The organism is Streptomyces sp. NPDC048734 (assembly GCF_043198675.1).
Lineage (GTDB): Bacteria > Actinomycetota > Actinomycetes > Streptomycetales > Streptomycetaceae > Streptomyces.
This window is the reverse complement of record NZ_JBICUZ010000001.1, coordinates 429,186-445,769: the sequence shown is the minus strand read 5'-3', so window position 1 is coordinate 445,769 and position 16,584 is coordinate 429,186. Positions and strand designations below refer to the sequence as shown.

Sequence of the window (16,584 nt, the reverse complement as noted above, 5' to 3'; positions counted from 1 at the left end):
TTCCGGGGATGTGCCGTGGGCCCGTCGGCCCGGTGAGGAGGTTCGGGGGGCGGGCCCCACCGACGCTCCTCACCGGGCCGACGGGCCGGTCACAGCCGTCCCGTCAGACGGTGCTCTCGTGCCCGGAGCCCTCCGGCTCCGTCGTCGGGGCCGGCCGGCGCCGGTCCTTCGACGCCGCCGGCGCCTCGGTGCCGGGCAGCAGCCGGCTGTAGATCTCGTCCAGGACGACGGCCTGCGCCTCCCAGGTCCACTTGCGCAGCAGCTCCGGGTCCTCGTAGGCCTTGCGGTAGCGGTCCGGGTTGGCGAGCACGGCCCTGACGGCGCGGACGTAGTCCTCGACGTCCTGGGCCTTGAAGACCTCGCCCTGGCCGGTCCTCTCGACCATCTCGGCCATGGTCTTGATGTCGCTGACCACCAGCGGGAGCCGGGCCTGGGAGTACTCGAAGAACTTGTTGCTCAGGGCCAGTTCGTGGTTCGGCAGGTGGTGCAGCGGGCTGACCGCCGCGTCCGCCGTGGACAGGAACCCGGGCACCTGCCAGTGCGGCACGAACGGCAGGACGTGCACACGGTCGCCGACGCCCAGTTCCTCGATCAGTTGGATGATCTTGGCGGTGGCGGGGAACGGCTTGCCCGAGGGCGGCAGCGAGACCAGCGCGACGTGCACGTCGGGCATCTCGACGAGACCCTCGATCATGGTCTCGACGCCACGCACCGGGTTGATGCCGCCGCAGTAGGCCAGCAGCGGGGTGTCCTCGTCGATCCCGCACAGCTCGCGCAGGTTCGGCGTGGGCTCGACGTCGGCCACCTCGTCCGGCGCCGGCTGCATGACCGGGGCGTTGAGGACGACGTACGGCGTCTCCTTGAGCTTGTGGCCCTTGACCAGCAGCTCGGCGAGCGAGGGGGAGACGGTGATCACGGCGTCGGAGAACACCGCGTGCTCCTTCTCCCAGGCCACGTGGCCCGGGAGCCAGCGCTCGTGGTGGGAGTGCAGGCCGGGGACGAACTCGTGCGCGTCCCACACCAGCTTGACCGGGTGTCCGGCGGCACGGAGCCGGACGGCGGCACGGGCGCCGACGCCGAGCATGCGGAAGTCGTGCGCGTGGATCAGGTCGGGCTGGAGCTCGTCGATGTGCTTGGCGAAGGCGAGTTCGTAGTCCCACAGGTAGGGCAGGAGCTTGCGCCAGGCGCGCTCGCCCATGGAGACCTGCCAGAACTTGATGATCGCCTTGTCGAGCGGCGTGTCGAACTTCGTGCGCTTGCGCTTGGCGCGGCGCGTGGCCCGGGAACGCAGCCCCACCCACTTGCTGGTGGCCTTGGCGGCGGCCTTCGGCACCACCAGCCGGGCGGGCGAACCGCCGGCGCTCGGCTTGCCGGGTCCGTCGGCCTTGGCCGCGGCCGCGCGGAAGCGGAGGTCGGCGCGCCAGGCCTTCACCTGCTGCCTGCGGAACGAGGCGACGTCGGACGAGCGGTAGGCGAGCGGGCTGCGGTAGCGCAGTCCCTTCAGCTCCTGCCTGCGGTGCGACAGCGGGCTCGGCTTCGGTACCAGCCGGACCTCGGCGTCGCCGATGTTCCAGGACTGGATCTCACGGGTGTTCGAGATGCCGAAGAGGATCACGTCCCATCCCGCTTCCGCGGCGGACCGGGCCGACTTCTGGACGCGGGAGTCGTTCCTGACCCCGTTGTCCACGAGCATCACGATTCGGCCTCGGGATCCCTTGGGCCGGCGCTGCCCGTCAGCGCTGTCGAGCTCCATATATACGTGTGCCTTTCGTGATCTGAAGCTTCTGGCACGTTGCAGGAGCCCGCACGGAGGATCGAGCTCGCACACCAGTTCCGTTCGAAGCGGGCGTCTCGTGCATCGCACTTGCGCGCAGACGGCACGGCCACATAACCCGGCCCGCATCAAAGCATACCGTCAGTGAGCCGCACCCCTCCGCCTGGCCCGCTACCGCCCCCGGGCACGCGCCGTCAATCGCCGACACGCCCGTATGATCGGGGTTCGGTCGTCAGTCGCTTATTCGGCAGGAGCAGTACACGTGAAGGTCATCAGTGTCGTGGGGGCCCGCCCTCAGCTGGTCAAGCTCGCCCCCATCGCGGCCGCTTTCGCCGAGACGCCCCACGAGCACGTCATCGTGCACACCGGCCAGCACTACGACGCGGACCTGTCCGATGTCTTCTTCTCCGGCCTGGGCATCCCGGACCCCGACGTCCACCTGGGTGTCGGCTCGGGCGGCCACGGCGCCCAGACGGGCGCGGTGCTCGCCGCGATGGACAAGGTACTGGAGACGGAGAAGCCCGACTGGGTGCTGGTGTACGGCGACACCAACTCGACGGTCGCCGGCGCGCTCTCGGCGGTGAAGCTGCACTACCGCGTCGCCCACCTGGAGGCCGGACTGCGCTCCTTCAACCGGCGGATGCCCGAGGAGCACAACCGCGTCCTCACCGACCACGCCGCCGACCTGCTGCTCGCCCCGACCGAGGAGGCCATGCGCCACCTCGCGAACGAGGGCCTGGCCCAGCGTTCCACGCTCGTCGGCGACGTCATGGTGGACGTCTGCCTGCGCATCCGCGACGCCGTGCTCGCCGGTGAGCACCCGCGCCCGGCGCTGCCCGAGGGCATCGACGCCGACGCCCCGTACCTGGTGGCGACGCTGCACCGGCCGGACAACACCGACGACCCCGAGCGCCTCGCCGCCATCATCGGCTCGCTGGCCGCGCTGCCCGTGCCGGTGGCACTGCTGGCGCACCCGCGTCTGGTGGCCCGCGCCGAGGAGCACGGCCTGAAGCTGGACCAGGGCTCGGTGCACGTCGGCCGTCCGCTCCCCTACGCCGGTCTCGTGGGCGCGGTCCTCGGCTCCGCCGGTGTCGTCACCGACTCGGGCGGTCTGCAGAAGGAGGCGTTCCTGCTGGAGCGCGCCTGCACCACCATCCGTCCGGAGACCGAGTGGGTCGAGACCCTCGAGGGCGGCTGGAACGTGCTCGTGCCGAACCCTCACGAGACGCCGGACTTCACGCAGTTGGCCACCCGCCCCGCTCCCGACACCGAGCGCGGCACGCCGTACGGTGACGGGAACGCCGCGGTGCGCGCCGTGCGGGCGATCGTCGAGAGCTGATCCGGCCGCCCGTCCCGTCACCGTTCCATCAGTCTCTCGGAGCACCCTCTTGCGAAACGTGATCAAGCGCCTCAGCCCGCCGGCTCCGGGTGCGGTCCCGTCCGGCACCAGGACCACGGGGCCGCGTCCCGACGGCGTCCGGCCGCACATGATCTACCTCGCCATCGGATTCCCGCCGGCGGCGAAGAGCTGTGCGTACCGGATGCGCGAGACGGCCAACAAGTTCGTCGAACTCGGCTGGGACGTCACCGTCCTCACCATCGCGGAGGAGTCCTGGGAGCGGGAGTACGGCCTGGACCACACGCTGTCGGACCCGGTGGACCCGCGGGTGCGGATCGTCGAACTCCCGCTGGCCCGTGAGGACCTGGAGACCGACATCCGGCTGTTCACCGAGGACCGGGCGCTGAACCCGATCCGCTGGATGCAGCGGGAGCGGGAGCGGCACCTGGAGCACTTCCCGGAGCCGGTGTTCGGCGGCTGGCGGTCGGCGCTGGAGCAGGGTGTCCTGGACATCCACCGCGAGTTCCCGGCCGACATGCTGCTGGCGAGCTGTGCCCCGTACGTGAACCTGGCCGCCGCCCGGAAGCTGTGGGACACCCACAAGGTCCCGTACGCGATCGACTTCCGGGACGGCTGGTCGATCGACGTCATCGGCGGCGGCGAGGCCTTCACCCGGGACTCGGAGGCCGGTCAGTGGGAGCAGCGCGTCCTGTCGGACGCGACCGCGATCTGGTGCGTCAACGACCCGATCGCGGACTTCTACCGGGAGCGCTACCCCGAGCTGGCCGAGCGGGTCCACGTCGTGCGCAACGGCTTCGACCCGGACAGCGTTCCGGAGGTGCACGGCGAGCCTGCCGCCGATCAGGGCCTGACGTTCGGTTACCTGGGTTCCGTGAACTTCAAGCCCGCGTTCCTGGCCACCGTCCTGGACGGCTGGCGTGCCGCGCGCGAGCGCGACCCGCTGGTGGCCCGCTCCCGGTTCGAGATCCGCGGTCACATCGGCGCGGGCGCCAGCCGTGAGGCCAACGCCCACATGACGCTGATCCGGCAGGCCGAGGCCGACGGGGTGCTGTTCGGCGGCCCGGTGGCCAAGGCGGAGGTCGCCGCGACCTACGGCCGCTGGGACGCACTCGTCCTGATGCTGGTGGGCGGCCGGTTCGTCACCTCCGGCAAGGTGTACGAGTTCATGGCCTCGGGGCTGCCCGTGGTCTCCTGCCACGAGGTGGACCACGACGCCTCCCACGTGCTGGCGGGCCACCCGCTGTGGACCGGTGCCGTCGGCCTGGACGCGGAGGGCATCGCGGACTCGTTCGTGAAGGCGGCCCGGATGGCGGTGGAGGCCACCCCCGAGCAGCGGGCCGAGGCCCGTGCGCACGCCAACAGGTTCACCCGCGGCCTGCTGATGGCCCCGGCCGCCGAGCAGCTCTCCCGTGCCGTGCGGCCCGCGCTCCTCGCCGGGGGCGCGGGGGCATGACGAAGGTCCGACGGGGGATCCGCGCGGTGGCCCGCGGGGCGCTGCACCCGCGGGTGCTGCGCACGGGTGCGGGGGCTCGCGCATGGCGGCTCGTGGTGACCGCGCCCGGGCTGTCCGACAGGGTGCGTTCCCGGCTCGCCCGCCGCGTGGGCGGCGGCCTCGACCAGGTCAACCGCCCCGAGGGCGCGGTCCTCACCCTCAGTTCCGCGGCCCGCCGTACGACCGGTGCGCGCCACCGGGCCGACCTGCTCGGCGAGGCGGCGCGGGTCGAGCTGGCCCGGGGCCGGGCCCCGCGCGCACTGACCGCCGCCGTCTCCGCCGAACTCGCCTGGGCCGACGCCCGGTGGGCCGACGGGGACACCCGGGCGGCCGCCGCCTCCGCGGTCACGGCGCTGCAGCTCGCCTTCCACCGGGTGCTGCATTTCGACCGCACCAGTTCGCCCCTCGCCGACGACCCGCGGGCCTACACCGCGCCCCTGCGCGCCAGTACGACCGTCCGGGCGCTGACGAGGGCGGCCGGCCGTGCCACCCCGCCCACCGCCCCCGCGGGACGGCCGCTGCGCCTGCTGTTCGTCACGCGCGGCAACACCAACTTCCTGCACCCGATCCGGGACCACTACGAGGACCACCCCGATGTCGAGGTCCGCTCACTGGACCTGCGGGACGTGCCGGAACTCGACAAGCTGGCCACCTCCCTGAACCGGATCGCGGCCCACCGCCTGGGCGGCGACGAGGAGTTCGGCCGACGGGCCGAGGAACTCCTGCGCCCGCACCTGGACTGGGCCGACACCGTGTTCGTCGACTGGTGCGTCGGTCCCGCGGCGCTGATCACCTCCGTCGACCCCGGCACCACCCGGATCGTCGTACGCCTGCACAGCGCCGAGACCTTCAGTCCGTGGCCGTACCTGGTCGACTTCTCGCGGGTGGACGACCTGGTGTTCGTCGGCGCCCATCTGCGGGACCTCACGGTGGCGACCGTGCCGCAGCTGTCCCGCGGCCGAGCGCCCCGCCCGCACGTCATCGCCAACGCCATGGACCTGGCCTCCTACGTCCGCCCCAAGGCCGACGACGCCCGTTTCACCCTCGGTCTGACCGGCATCTCCTCGGTGGCCAAGGACCCCCGGTGGGCGATCGAGGTGCTGCGGATCCTGCGCGCGCAGGACTCCCGCTACCGGCTGTTCCTGCTCGGCGAGGACGTGGACGCCAAGCTCAGCGCCGCGTCCCGCGCGTACGCCCGGCACTACCGCCGTGAGGTGGCCGAGCTGGAGCCCTCGGGTGCCGTGCGCCGGCTCGGGCAGCTGGACGACGTGCCCGCCGCACTGACCGAGGTGGGCGTGATCCTCAGCTCCTCCGTGCGGGAGAGCTTCCACTGCGGGTTCGTCGAGGGTGCCGCGAGCGGGGCCGTGCCGGTGGGGCGGGACTGGCCGTTCTTCGCGGGCAAGGCCAACGGCGCCCGCACGCTGTTCCCCGCCGACTGGGTCGTGGGCTCGGCCCAGGAGGCCGCCGACCGGATCCTCGACGTCACCTCCACCGCCGAGGGCTGGCGGAAGGCCGCGCAGTCGGCGTCCGCGCACGCGCTGGAGTCCTGGGACTGGCCGGTCGTGCGCGCGGAGTTCGACCGCCTGCTGATCCCCGACCACTGAAGGACCCCTCCGTGACCTCGATACCGGCGCCCGGTCGCGATCGGCTGCCCTCGCTGACCGGGCTCCGCTTCTGGGCGGCGCTCCTCGTCGTCCTGTACCACCTGTCACGGCAGGTCGGCACCGTCCCGGTGCTCAGCGAGGCGGTCTGGTACGGCCGAAGTGGCGTAACGTTTTTCTTCGTTCTGTCCGGTGTCGTGCTCGCCTGGACCTACGACGGCGCGCGGGTGCCCTCCAAGGTCTTCCTGTGGCGCCGTTTCGCCCGGATCTGGCCGCTCCTCGCCGTCAGCACCGCCCTGTCGGTCGCCGTGTGGGCCGTCATGGACCGTGCCGTGTCGCTGAAGGCGGTCGCCGCGACCCTGCTCGTGGTGCACGCCTGGTTCCCCGAGCCGGTCATGTTCACCGGCGGCAACCCGGCCGCCTGGTCACTGACCGACGAAGCCTTCTTCTACCTCGTCTTCCCCGCCCTCCTGGCCCTGCTGGCCGGCCGGCGCGCCAGGACCTGGGCGTGGACCGCGCTCGCCGTCACCTGTGCCGCCCTCGTCCTGTGGCCCGCCCTGTCGGGCCTGGAACCCACCACCCGCAGCTGGGCCCTGGACTACCTGCCGCTGACCCGCTCGCTCCAGTTCGTGCTGGGCGTGGTGGCGGGGCTCGCGCTGAAGCGCGGCTGGCGTCCGCCCGTGTCCCTGCCCGTGGCCGCCTCGCTCGTCGTCGTCTGGCACCTCGCGCTGATCCCCTGGCACCACGCCGTGCCCGACGCCCTCTGGTACAGCCCCTACACGGCCTCCCAGTGGCTCTCGGCGCCGGTCTTCGCCGCCCTGATCTGCGCCGCCGCCCGAGCCGACCTCGACGGCCGCCGCACCGGACTGGGCGGACCCTGGATGATCCGGCTCGGCCACTGGTCGTTCGCCTGGTACCTCGTCCATGAGATCGTCATCCGCGCCGCCGTCTTCCACTGGGGCAGGCCCGCCCCCGGCGCCGCCACCCTCCTCTTCTGGGCCGGCGTCCTCCTGACCAGCCAGGCCGCCGCGGCCGCCGCCTACCACTGGGTGGAACACCCCGCCGAACGACGGCTGCGCCGGATCGGCCCCGGCGTCCGCCGCCCCGGTCACCCTGAGGTCACCTCGCCGGTGACCGTCCGCTGAGACGCCTTCGGCCCTGCCCCGTACGGATACGGGGCAGGGCCGAAGGCGTCTGCGACGGAGCTGCTCAGCCGCCGATGACGACCCGCCGGACGCCCTTCCAGGCCTCCGGGTCGGTCGTACGGCGACCGTCGACGAGGACCGTGACGTCCGGCAGGTCGGCCGGGGTCAGGGAGCGGTACTCGGCGTGGTCGGCCTGCAGGATCGCGGCCGTGACCTTCTCTCCCGCGTGCGGGGTGAGACCGTGCGCCGCGAGCTCCTCGTCCGTGTACATCGGATCCGAGACGAACGGGACGGCACCGCGCGCCTTCAGCGCCTCGACGGTCGGGAACACACCCGAGAACGCGGTCTCCTTGACGCCACCGCGGTAGGCGGCGCCCAGCACGAGCACGTTCACCCCGGTCAGGTCGCCGTAGGCGGCGGCCAGCAGGTCCACGGCGTACTCCGGCATCGCGGCGTTCGCCTCACGCGCGGAACGCACGACGGTCGCCGCCGGGTCGTTCCACAGGTACATCCGCGGGTAGATCGGGATGCAGTGCCCGCCGACGGCGATGCCGGGCTGGTGGATGTGACTGTAGGGCTGCGAGTTGCAGGCCTCGATGACCTTCTTGACGTCGATGCCGTTGCTGTCGGCGAAGCGCGCGAACTGGTTGGCCAGGCCGATGTTGACGTCCCGGTAGGTGGTCTCGGCGAGCTTGGCCAGCTCGGAGGCCTCCGCGGTGCCCAGGTCCCACACGCCGTTGGCCTGCGGCAGGTCGGCACGCTCGTCGAAGTCGAGAACCTGCTCGTAGAACTCCACACCGCGGGCCGTCGACGCCTCGTCGATGCCGCCGACCAGCTTCGGGTAGCGGCGCAGGTCGGCGAAGACCCGGCCGGTCAGGACGCGCTCCGGGGAGAACACCAGGTGGAAGTCCTCACCGGCGGTCAGGCCGGAGCCCTCGGCCAGCATCGGCGCCCAGCGGGTGCGGGTGGTGCCGACCGGCAGCGTGGTCTCGTAGGAGACGAGCGTGCCCGGCTTCAGGCCCCGGGCGATCGCCTTGGTCGCGGAGTCCATCCAGCCGAAGTCCGGGACGCCCTCGGCGTCGACGAACAGCGGCACGACCACGACGACGGCCTCGGACTCGGCGACCGCGGACGCGGTGTCCGTCGTCGCGCTCAGCAGCCCGGCGTCGACGGCCTGCTTCAGCTTGACGTCGAGGTCGTGCTCACCCGGGAAGGGCTCGACACCGGCGTTGACCAGCTCGACGACCTTCTCGTTGACGTCCGCGCCGATGACCCGGTGGCCCTTGGACGCGAACTGCACGGCCAGCGGAAGCCCGATCTTGCCGAGCGCTACTACACAGATGTTCATGGACGGTGGCTACTTCCTTCTGGAACCGTTCGGCTTCTTGGAACCGATCGACTTCAAGCCGACGGCACGGGACTTCAGCCTCCGGACGAAACGCAGCAGCGCCTCGCGGGCCAAGTCCCTCTTCGGTGGGTGCATCCGGGCCGTGTCGATCACCACACGGCCCTTGTCGTTCACCAGGGCCGACGCACGGTACGGATCCGCGTCCCGGCCCCACCGACGGGCCAGCGGCATGGGCAGCCCCTTGCCGCGCACGGGGATCTCGTACGTCCGCCCCGCGAGGTCCAGGTAGACCCGGACCCCCCGTTTGGCGGTGACCCGCTCCAGCGGGACCGCGGCGCGCAACACGGTCGCGGCGCCGTTCTCGGCGGGCTCGGTCGTCATCTCGCCCACCGGCGCCGGAAGGCTGTGCCCCTCCTTCAGCCGGCGTGCTCCCGCCTTGTCCGCCGACTTGGGCATGGCGCCCTTGGCGAGCCGCAGTACGGCGCCGCCGACGTCACCGACGACGGGCAGCCGCACGGACGCGGTGTAGACGAGCCCGTCGCCCTGCTGTTCCCAGCCGCTGCCGAGCAGTTCGGTGCCCTGTGCCAGCGGGCCGGGGACGGACTCCCCGAGCAGCTCGTAGGTACGGTCGGACAATCCGATGAGCGGGTCGCGGAAGCCCGGGTAGCGGGCGAAGGCACGGCCGCCCTCGAGGAGGAACGGCACCTGGCGGTCCTGCTCGGAGGTGATCGCCTCGCAGAGCTCGTCGATCGCCCCCACGTGCGCCAGGGCGATGCGCACCCGGCGCTTGACGTCCATCGCGTCGCGGATGCCGTCGGTGAAGTAGACGTCGGCGAGGCGCGCGATGCCCGCGCAGATCTGCCGCTGCACCTCGCGGTCCAGGCCGGGGAAGTCGTCCTGGACGAGCTTGGCCAGCTCCCAGGTGAAGTGCCGGCGCAGTACGGCGTCACGCTTCGGACCGGCCTCGATGAGCCCGGCGGTGAAGTCCATGATCTCCGCGGTGGCCCGCAGCCGCGCCAGGTGGTCGGCGCGGTAGGTGATGTTGCTGGCGTCGCCCCGCTTGACCGCGAAGTAGCAGATGTAGTCGGCCACCACCGAGATCTTCCGGGCACGTACGCACGCCTCGATGGTGAACGGCTGGTCGCTGCCGACCGGAAGGTGTTCGGGGAAGCGCAGCTTGTGCTTCTCCACCAGGTCCCGGCGGAACAGTTTGGTGTTGGCCAGGGTGAACGGCAGCGCGGAGTCGTACAGGCTGACGTCCCGGTCGTTCTCCTTGTACAGCGCCTGATGGACGTACCGGCCGTTGGTGCCGACCATCTTGCCGACCACGACGTCAGAGTCGTTGCGGTCGGCGCACTTCACCATGCGCTCCAGGGCTTCCTCGCCGAGGTAGTCGTCGGAGCCCACGAAGTACACGTACCGGCCCGTGGCCATCTCCAGCGCCCTGTTGCTGGGCGCGGCCGGGCCACCGGAGTTCGGCTGGTGGATCACCTTGACGGTGTCCGGGTACAGCGCCGCGAACCGGTCGAGTTCGCGGCCGCTGTCATCGGTGGAGCCGTCGTCGACGGCGACGATCTCCAGCCGGTCCCGCCCGATGCTCTGCCCCAGGAGCGAGTTCAGGCACTCCGTCAGATAGGGCATGGTGTTGTAGACCGCGACGACGACGCTGACGTCAGGCGCAGTACTCATTCTCCGGCTCCTGGTCTCCGACAGCCGGTGGTCGGCTGGGTCCTGCGGGGAAGGTCTCACAGAACATAGGAGTCCCGCCGAGCACACACCGTTCCCCCGATGGGTGACGCTCAGCTGCCATGGAGTGCCAGGTCCTCCGGCTGAAGGGAAACGCTGAGGTTCTCCGAAGCGGAGCGGAGAACCGCCGCCGCGACCTCCACGGTACGCATGCCCTGCCGCAGGGTGCAGATGTCGGCGGGCTCGCCGAGCACCGCGTCCCGGAACAGCTCGTGCTCCACCTGGAGCGGCTCGCGCTTCGGGATGGCGTAGCGGATCATGTCGCCCTCGGAGACACCGCGGAAGGCCTGGAGGGCCTCCCACTCGGTGGTCACCGCCGCGTTGGAGTGGAAGGTCAGGTCGGCGGTGAGGGTGTCGGCGATGAAGCAGCCGCGCTCACCGGTGACCGAGGTGAACCGCTCCTTGAGCGGGCTCAGCCAGTTGACCAGGTGGTTGACCATGGTGCCGTCGTCCAGGCGGCCGACCGCGGAGACCATGTCCTCGTGCTCACGGCCGCTCTTGGAGACGGTGTGCGCGGCGATGGACACGTACTGACGGCCCGTCACCCAGCCGGTGAGGTCGATGTCGTGCGTGGCCAGGTCCTTGACCACGCCGACGTCGGCGATGCGGTGCGGGAACGGCCCCTGTCGGCGGGTGACGACCTGGTAGACGTCACCCAGTTCGCCGGCCTCGAGGCGGGCGCGCAGCGAGCGCAGTGCCGGGTTGCACCGCTCGATGTGACCCACGCCGGCCACCAGGCCGCGCGACTCGAAGGCCTCGACGAGCCGGCGGGCGCCCTCGACGGTGTCGGCGACCGGCTTCTCGATCAGCGCGCAGACGCCGGCCCCGGCGAGCGCCAGACCGACCTCCTCGTGCAGGTGGGTGGGGCAGGCCACGACCGTGTAGTCCACGCCGAGCGCGATCAGCTCTTCGACCGTGTTCAGGACCGGCGCACCCTGCGCGGCACCGAACTTGTCGCCCATCGGGTCGACGACGCCGACGAAGTCGACGCCGTCCAGGCCTGCCAGGACACGGGCGTGGTGACGCCCCATCGAGCCGAGGCCGACGAGTCCGGCCCGTAGAGGCTTGGTCACAGCTGCTCTCCCAGCGCGTTCACGGCGGTCACGATGCGCTCCAGGTCCTGCGCCGACAGCGCGGGGTGGACGGGCAGCGAGACGACCTCGGCGGCCGCACGCTCCGTCTCCGGCAGGTCCCAGGAACGGCCCGCCTTCTGGTCCGGCTCCCAGTACGGCTTGAGCCGGTGGATCGGGGTCGGGTAGTAGACCGCGTTGCCGATGCCGGCCTCGGTCAGCTTGGCCATGGCGGCCTCGCGGTCACCCTGGATGCGCACCGTGTACTGGTGGTACACGTGGCGCGCGCCCTCGGCGACCTTCGGGGCCACCACGTTCGGCGCGGTGATGTGCTCGGTGAGGTAGGTGGCGTTGGCGATGCGCTGCTCGGTCCAGCCGCCGAGCTTGGCGCGCTGCACGCGGCCGATCGCGGCGGACACGTCCGTCATCCGCACGTTGGCGCCGACGATCTCGTTGGCGTACCGCTTCTCCATGCCCTGGTTGCGCAGGAGGCGCAGGGTGCGCGCGACCTCCGCGTCGGCCGTGGAGATCATGCCGCCCTCGAGGCTGTGCATGTTCTTGGTCGGGTAGAAGCTGAAGGTGCCCGCGGAGCCGAACGCGCCGACCGGCGTGCCGTGCAGCGCGGCCGAGTGGGCCTGGCAGGCGTCCTCGACGACGGCGAGCTTGTGCGCTTGCGCGATCGCCATGATCCGGTCCATCGCGGCCGGGTGGCCGTAGAGGTGGACGGGCATGACGGCGGCGGTGCGCGGGGTGATCGCGGCCTCGAAGGCGGCCGGGTCCAGACAGAAGGTGTCGGCCTCGATGTCGGCGAAGACCACGTCCGCACCCACCAGACGCACCGCGTTGGCGGAGGCGGCGAACGAGAACGAGGGGACGACGACCTCGTCGCCCGGACCGATACCGAGGGCCAGCAGCGCCAGGTGCAGCGCCGAGGTGCCGGAGTTGACGGCGACGCAGTGGCGCCCGTCGACCAGCTCCGAGAACTCCTCCTCGAAGGCGGCCACCTCGGGCCCCTGGACGACCAGGCCGCTGCGCAGGACGCGGACCGCGGCCTCGATCTCGTCCTCGCCGATCACAGGCTTGGCGGCCGGTATGAACTCATGGGCGTCGGTCATCGACATCCCCTCCTCTACGGCGACCTCAAAGGCGCGTCGTGCTTCGTCGGGAAGGGGCCGCGTCGAGATCAGCACGGCCGCATCCCTGGGTGTTCACCGCTGCCTGTGGGCGGGCGAACGGCTTGTACACGGGACCCCGCCCCCCGAGGGTTCCTTGCGGGAATACAGCCGTATCCGAGCCGGAGGGCCGGAGGTGCTGGTCGGCTGCGGTCACGGCGGGCATGGCTGTCGCCACCGAGACCACGGTTCACGTTACCAGCACGGAGACGGCGATTTTCCCCAGGGTTACCACAGAGAAACCTGTCCTTGAGGTCCGCTTCACCACAAGCCAGAGACAGGTTAACTCGCACGCGGACGTCGGGCGACGCGGCACGACAGGAGCGGCGGCGGGCGCCACCCGGTTGCCACCGGGCGTCACCCGCCGCCGTTGTCCGGCCGGCCGCGGGGCCGGCGGGACGGTCAGTCCTCCGTGGTGGCCGAGACGGACGGCACTGCCTGCTGCGCCGCCGCGGTCGTCGTCTTCGACGCCGCCGACTTCGCGGCCTTCTTGGCAGTCGTCTTCTTGGCCACCGTCTTCTTCGCGGCCGTCTTCTTCGCGACGGTCTTCTTGGTGGCGGCCTTCTTGGCCGTGGCCTTCTTCGCCGTCTTGCGGGCAGCCGTCTTCTTGACCGGTGCGCCCTCCTCCGGCTCCTCGACGGCCTCCGGCTCCTCGACGGCCTCCGCCGTCTCGGCGGTGGCCGCGGCCTCCGCCGGAGCCACGGCCGAACCCTGTGCCGGGACGTCGGCCGGGGCCGCCGTGAGGGCGTCAGCCGAGGTCTCCGCCGCGATCGACGGGACGACCACGACGGCCGTCTCCTCGGGCGCGGTGGGCGCGGTGGCCTTGCGCACGGCGCGGCGCCGCGGACGGGCCGGAGCCGCGCTCTCGACGACCGGCTCGGCCACGGGCTCCGCGGCCGGCTCGGTGACGGACTCGGTCTGCGCCTCGGGCTGCTCCGCCGGAACCTGCGCGGGCGCCGACTCGGTGACCGTCACCACGGCGGCCTCCGCCCCGGCGGGCGAACCGGCCGGCGCGGACACCTTGCGCGTGGCCCGCCGGCGCGTACGGCCCTTGGGCGCCGCCTCCTCGACGGCGGGGGCCTCGGCCACGGCGGCCTCGACGACCGGGTCCTCGACGGCCGTCGGCGCGGCGTGCGCGACGGCGGCCTCGGCCGGCTGCACGGGACGCTCGGCCTCCGCCTCGGCGGTCACATCCTGCGCGGTGGGCGCCGGTGCGACCGGCTCGGACACGGCCTCCCGCTTCGGCGCACCGCTGCGCGGCGCACCCGCGGGGGCCGAGGACCGGCGGCTCGACCGGCGGCGGCCACGGCCGCGGCCGGCGGCGGCCTCCGCCTCGGCGACGCTGCTGTACAGCTCCTCGTCGGGCTCGAAGTCGGGCGCCTCCAGGGCGACCGGCTCGGCCGTCTCGGCCGCGACCTCGGCCGCGCTCTCGGTCTCCTCGTCGGCGCTCACCACGGTCTCGACCGCGACGGTCTCGTGCTCGTGCTCGTGGACGTCGCCGCCACGACCGCGCTTCTTGCCGCGCTTGCCGCCGCCACCGACGGCGGTCGGCTGGTCGAGGTGGACGATGACACCGCGGCCGTTGCAGTGGACGCAGGTCTCGGAGAACGACTCCAGCAGGCCCTGGCCGACCCGCTTGCGGGTCATCTGCACCAGACCCAGCGAGGTCACCTCGGCGACCTGGTGCTTCGTGCGGTCCCGGCCCAGGCACTCCAGCAGGCGCCGCAGCACCAGGTCCCGGTTGGACTCCAGCACCATGTCGATGAAGTCGATGACGATGATGCCGCCGAGGTCGCGCAGCCTGAGCTGGCGCACGATCTCCTCGGCCGCCTCCAGGTTGTTCCTGGTGACCGTCTCCTCGAGGTTGCCGCCCTGCCCGGTGAACTTGCCGGTGTTGACGTCGACGACGATCATCGCCTCGGTCCGGTCGATCACCAGCGAACCGCCGCTGGGCAGCCAGACCTTACGGTCCAGTGCCTTGGCCAGCTGCTCGTCGATCCGGTAGGTGGCGAAGACGTCGACCTCGGAGGTCCACTTCGACAGCCGGTCGGCCAGGTCCGGGGCGACGTGGGAGACGTAGCCGTGGATGGTCGACCAGGCCTCGTCGCCGCTGACGACGACCTTGGTGAAGTCCTCGTTGAAGATGTCGCGCACGACCCGGACGGTCATGTCCGGCTCGCCGTACAGCAGCGTCGGGGCGTTGCCGCTCTTGGCCTTCTTCTGGATGTCCTCCCACTGCGACTGGAGCCGCTCGACGTCACGGCGCAGCTCGTCCTCGCTCGCGCCCTCGGCGGCGGTGCGCACGATGACGCCCGCGTCCTCGGGGACGATCTTCTTGAGGATGCTCTTCAGCCGGGCCCGCTCGGTGTCGGGCAGCTTGCGGCTGATGCCGGTCATCGAACCCTCGGGCACGTACACGAGGTAGCGGCCCGGCAGGGAGACCTGGCTGGTCAGACGGGCGCCCTTGTGCCCGATCGGGTCCTTGGTGACCTGGGTGAGGACCGGCTGGCCGGACTTCAGGGCGGACTCGATGCGGCGCGGCCCGTTGGCCATGCCCAGCGCCTCGAAGTTGACCTCGCCGGCGTACAGGACGGCGTTGCGGCCCTTGCCGATGTCGATGAAGGCGGCCTCCATCGACGGCAGCACGTTCTGGACCTTGCCCAGGTAGACGTTGCCGACGTAGGAGGTGGCCTGCTCCTTGTTGACGTAGTGCTCGACGAGCACGCCGTCCTCCAGGACGCCGATCTGCGTACGGTCGCCGTGCTGGCGGACGACCATCACGCGCTCGACGGCCTCGCGGCGGGCCAGGAACTCGGCCTCGGTGATGATCGGGACGCGGCGGCGGCCCTGCTCACGGCCCTCTCGGCGGCGCTGCTTCTTCGCCTCCAGACGGGTCGAGCCCTTGATGGACTGGACCTCGTCGGACGGCTCGCCGGCCTTGCGCGGCTCGCGGACCTTGACGACGGTGCGCTCCGGGTCGCCGGCGTCCGGCTCGGCGTCGGTCGAGGAGTCCCCGGCCCGGCGACGGCGACGGCGGCGGCGACGGCTGCCCGCGGTGGAGCCCGCCTCGTCGTCGGCGGAGCCCTCCTCGGCGTCCTCGTCCTCCTGCTCGGCGGTGTCCTCGGCGTCCTGCGCGGCCTGCTCGGCGGCCAGGTCGTCGGCGTCGACGTCACCGGAGTCGCCCTCGGCGCTGTCACCGCGGCGGCGGCGACGGCCACCCCGGCGGCGACGGCGGCGGGACGCGCCCTCGTCGGTGTCGTCGTCACCCTCGGCGGTGTCGTCGGCGGCCTCGTCGGCCTCCTCCGGCTCCGCCTCGTCCTCGGCGGCGGGCTCGGCGGCCACGGCCGGTTCGGCGGGCTCCTCGGCGGGACCGGCGGCCCGGCGCCTGCGGCGGCGCCGCGCCCCGGTCTGCTCCTCCGGAAGCTCCTCGACGGCCTCGACCGGCGCCACGGGCTCCTCGACGGGCTCCTCCACCTCGGCCCCGGCGGCAGCGGCCTCGGCGGCGGCGCGCTCGGGCGTCTGGAAGCGCGGCTCGGTGAACACGGGCGCCTGGAACACGGCGACCGCGGGACGGGCGGGACGACGCGGGGCGTCCTCCTCACCGGCCGGACGCGGAGGCGCGGAGAATCCGACGGCGGCCTTGCGGGTGACGCGCCGACGCCCACGGCGGGGACCGGCCTCCTCCTCGGCCTGCGGCACGGACGCCTCGGGCGCCTCCGCCTCCACGACGGCGGGCTCAGCGGGCTCGGAGGGCTCAGCGGAAGCCTCGGCCTGCTGCGGCGCCTCGGCGGGCGCGGCGGCGGCACGGGCGGCCCGACGACGCGTACGGCCCTTGGGCGCCGCCTCCTCGGCGGCGGACGCGGCAGCGGGCTCGGC

At 72.3% G+C, this 16,584-nt stretch carries 10 protein-coding genes; 4 read left to right on the top strand and 6 right to left on the bottom strand.

Going from position 1 to position 16,584, the window contains the following annotated elements; all coding sequences use genetic code 11:
- Positions 1–103: 103 nt before the first annotated feature.
- Positions 104–1,693: a glycosyltransferase family 4 protein gene (locus tag ACGFQC_RS01965; RefSeq protein WP_363088356.1), complete on the bottom strand. Its 1,590-nt coding sequence runs from the start codon at positions 1,691–1,693 to the stop codon at positions 104–106.
- 343 nt (positions 1,694–2,036) lie between these two features.
- Here ACGFQC_RS01965 and wecB point away from each other — a divergent pair, with 343 nt between their 5' ends.
- The 4 genes from wecB to ACGFQC_RS01945 all read left to right on the top strand — a co-directional run bounded on the left by wecB (position 2,037) and on the right by ACGFQC_RS01945 (position 7,372).
- Entirely contained in the window at positions 2,037–3,113 is a 1,077-nt protein-coding gene (wecB, locus tag ACGFQC_RS01960; protein WP_363088239.1) for a non-hydrolyzing UDP-N-acetylglucosamine 2-epimerase, read from the top strand.
- A gap of 148 nt (positions 3,114–3,261) precedes the next feature.
- Entirely contained in the window at positions 3,262–4,587 is a 1,326-nt protein-coding gene (locus ACGFQC_RS01955; RefSeq protein WP_363088357.1) for a glycosyltransferase, read from the top strand.
- Positions 4,584–6,230 carry a glycosyltransferase gene (locus ACGFQC_RS01950; protein ID WP_363088240.1) on the top strand — a complete coding sequence of 549 codons (1,647 nt, stop codon included), beginning with the start codon at positions 4,584–4,586 and terminating at the stop codon, positions 6,228–6,230. The genes ACGFQC_RS01955 and ACGFQC_RS01950 overlap by 4 nt, the downstream gene beginning before the upstream one ends.
- Positions 6,231–6,241: 11 nt before the next feature.
- Positions 6,242–7,372: an acyltransferase gene (locus ACGFQC_RS01945; RefSeq protein ID WP_363088241.1), complete on the top strand. Its 1,131-nt coding sequence runs from the start codon at positions 6,242–6,244 to the stop codon at positions 7,370–7,372.
- Positions 7,373–7,436: 64 nt separating this feature from the next.
- On the opposite strand, the gene ACGFQC_RS01940 is transcribed toward ACGFQC_RS01945, so the two are convergent.
- From ACGFQC_RS01940 to ACGFQC_RS01920, 5 genes are all read right to left on the bottom strand, one after another.
- A complete protein-coding gene (locus tag ACGFQC_RS01940) occupies positions 7,437–8,720 on the bottom strand; it encodes a nucleotide sugar dehydrogenase (protein ID WP_363088242.1) in 1,284 nt (427 codons plus the stop codon).
- A gap of 9 nt (positions 8,721–8,729) precedes the next feature.
- Positions 8,730–10,409, bottom strand: coding sequence for a glycosyltransferase (locus ACGFQC_RS01935; protein ID WP_363088243.1), 1,680 nt, complete (start codon positions 10,407–10,409; stop codon positions 8,730–8,732).
- A gap of 110 nt (positions 10,410–10,519) precedes the next feature.
- Entirely contained in the window at positions 10,520–11,497 is a 978-nt protein-coding gene (locus ACGFQC_RS01930) for a Gfo/Idh/MocA family protein (RefSeq protein ID WP_393287816.1), read from the bottom strand.
- A 38-nt stretch (positions 11,498–11,535) separates the two neighbouring features.
- On the bottom strand, positions 11,536–12,651 hold the full coding sequence (locus ACGFQC_RS01925) for a DegT/DnrJ/EryC1/StrS family aminotransferase (protein WP_363088245.1): 1,116 nt from the start codon (positions 12,649–12,651) through the stop codon (positions 11,536–11,538).
- 459 nt (positions 12,652–13,110) lie between these two features.
- Positions 13,111–16,584 (bottom strand): Rne/Rng family ribonuclease (locus ACGFQC_RS01920; RefSeq protein WP_393287529.1); only part of this gene is annotated, 3,474 nt, incomplete at its 5' end.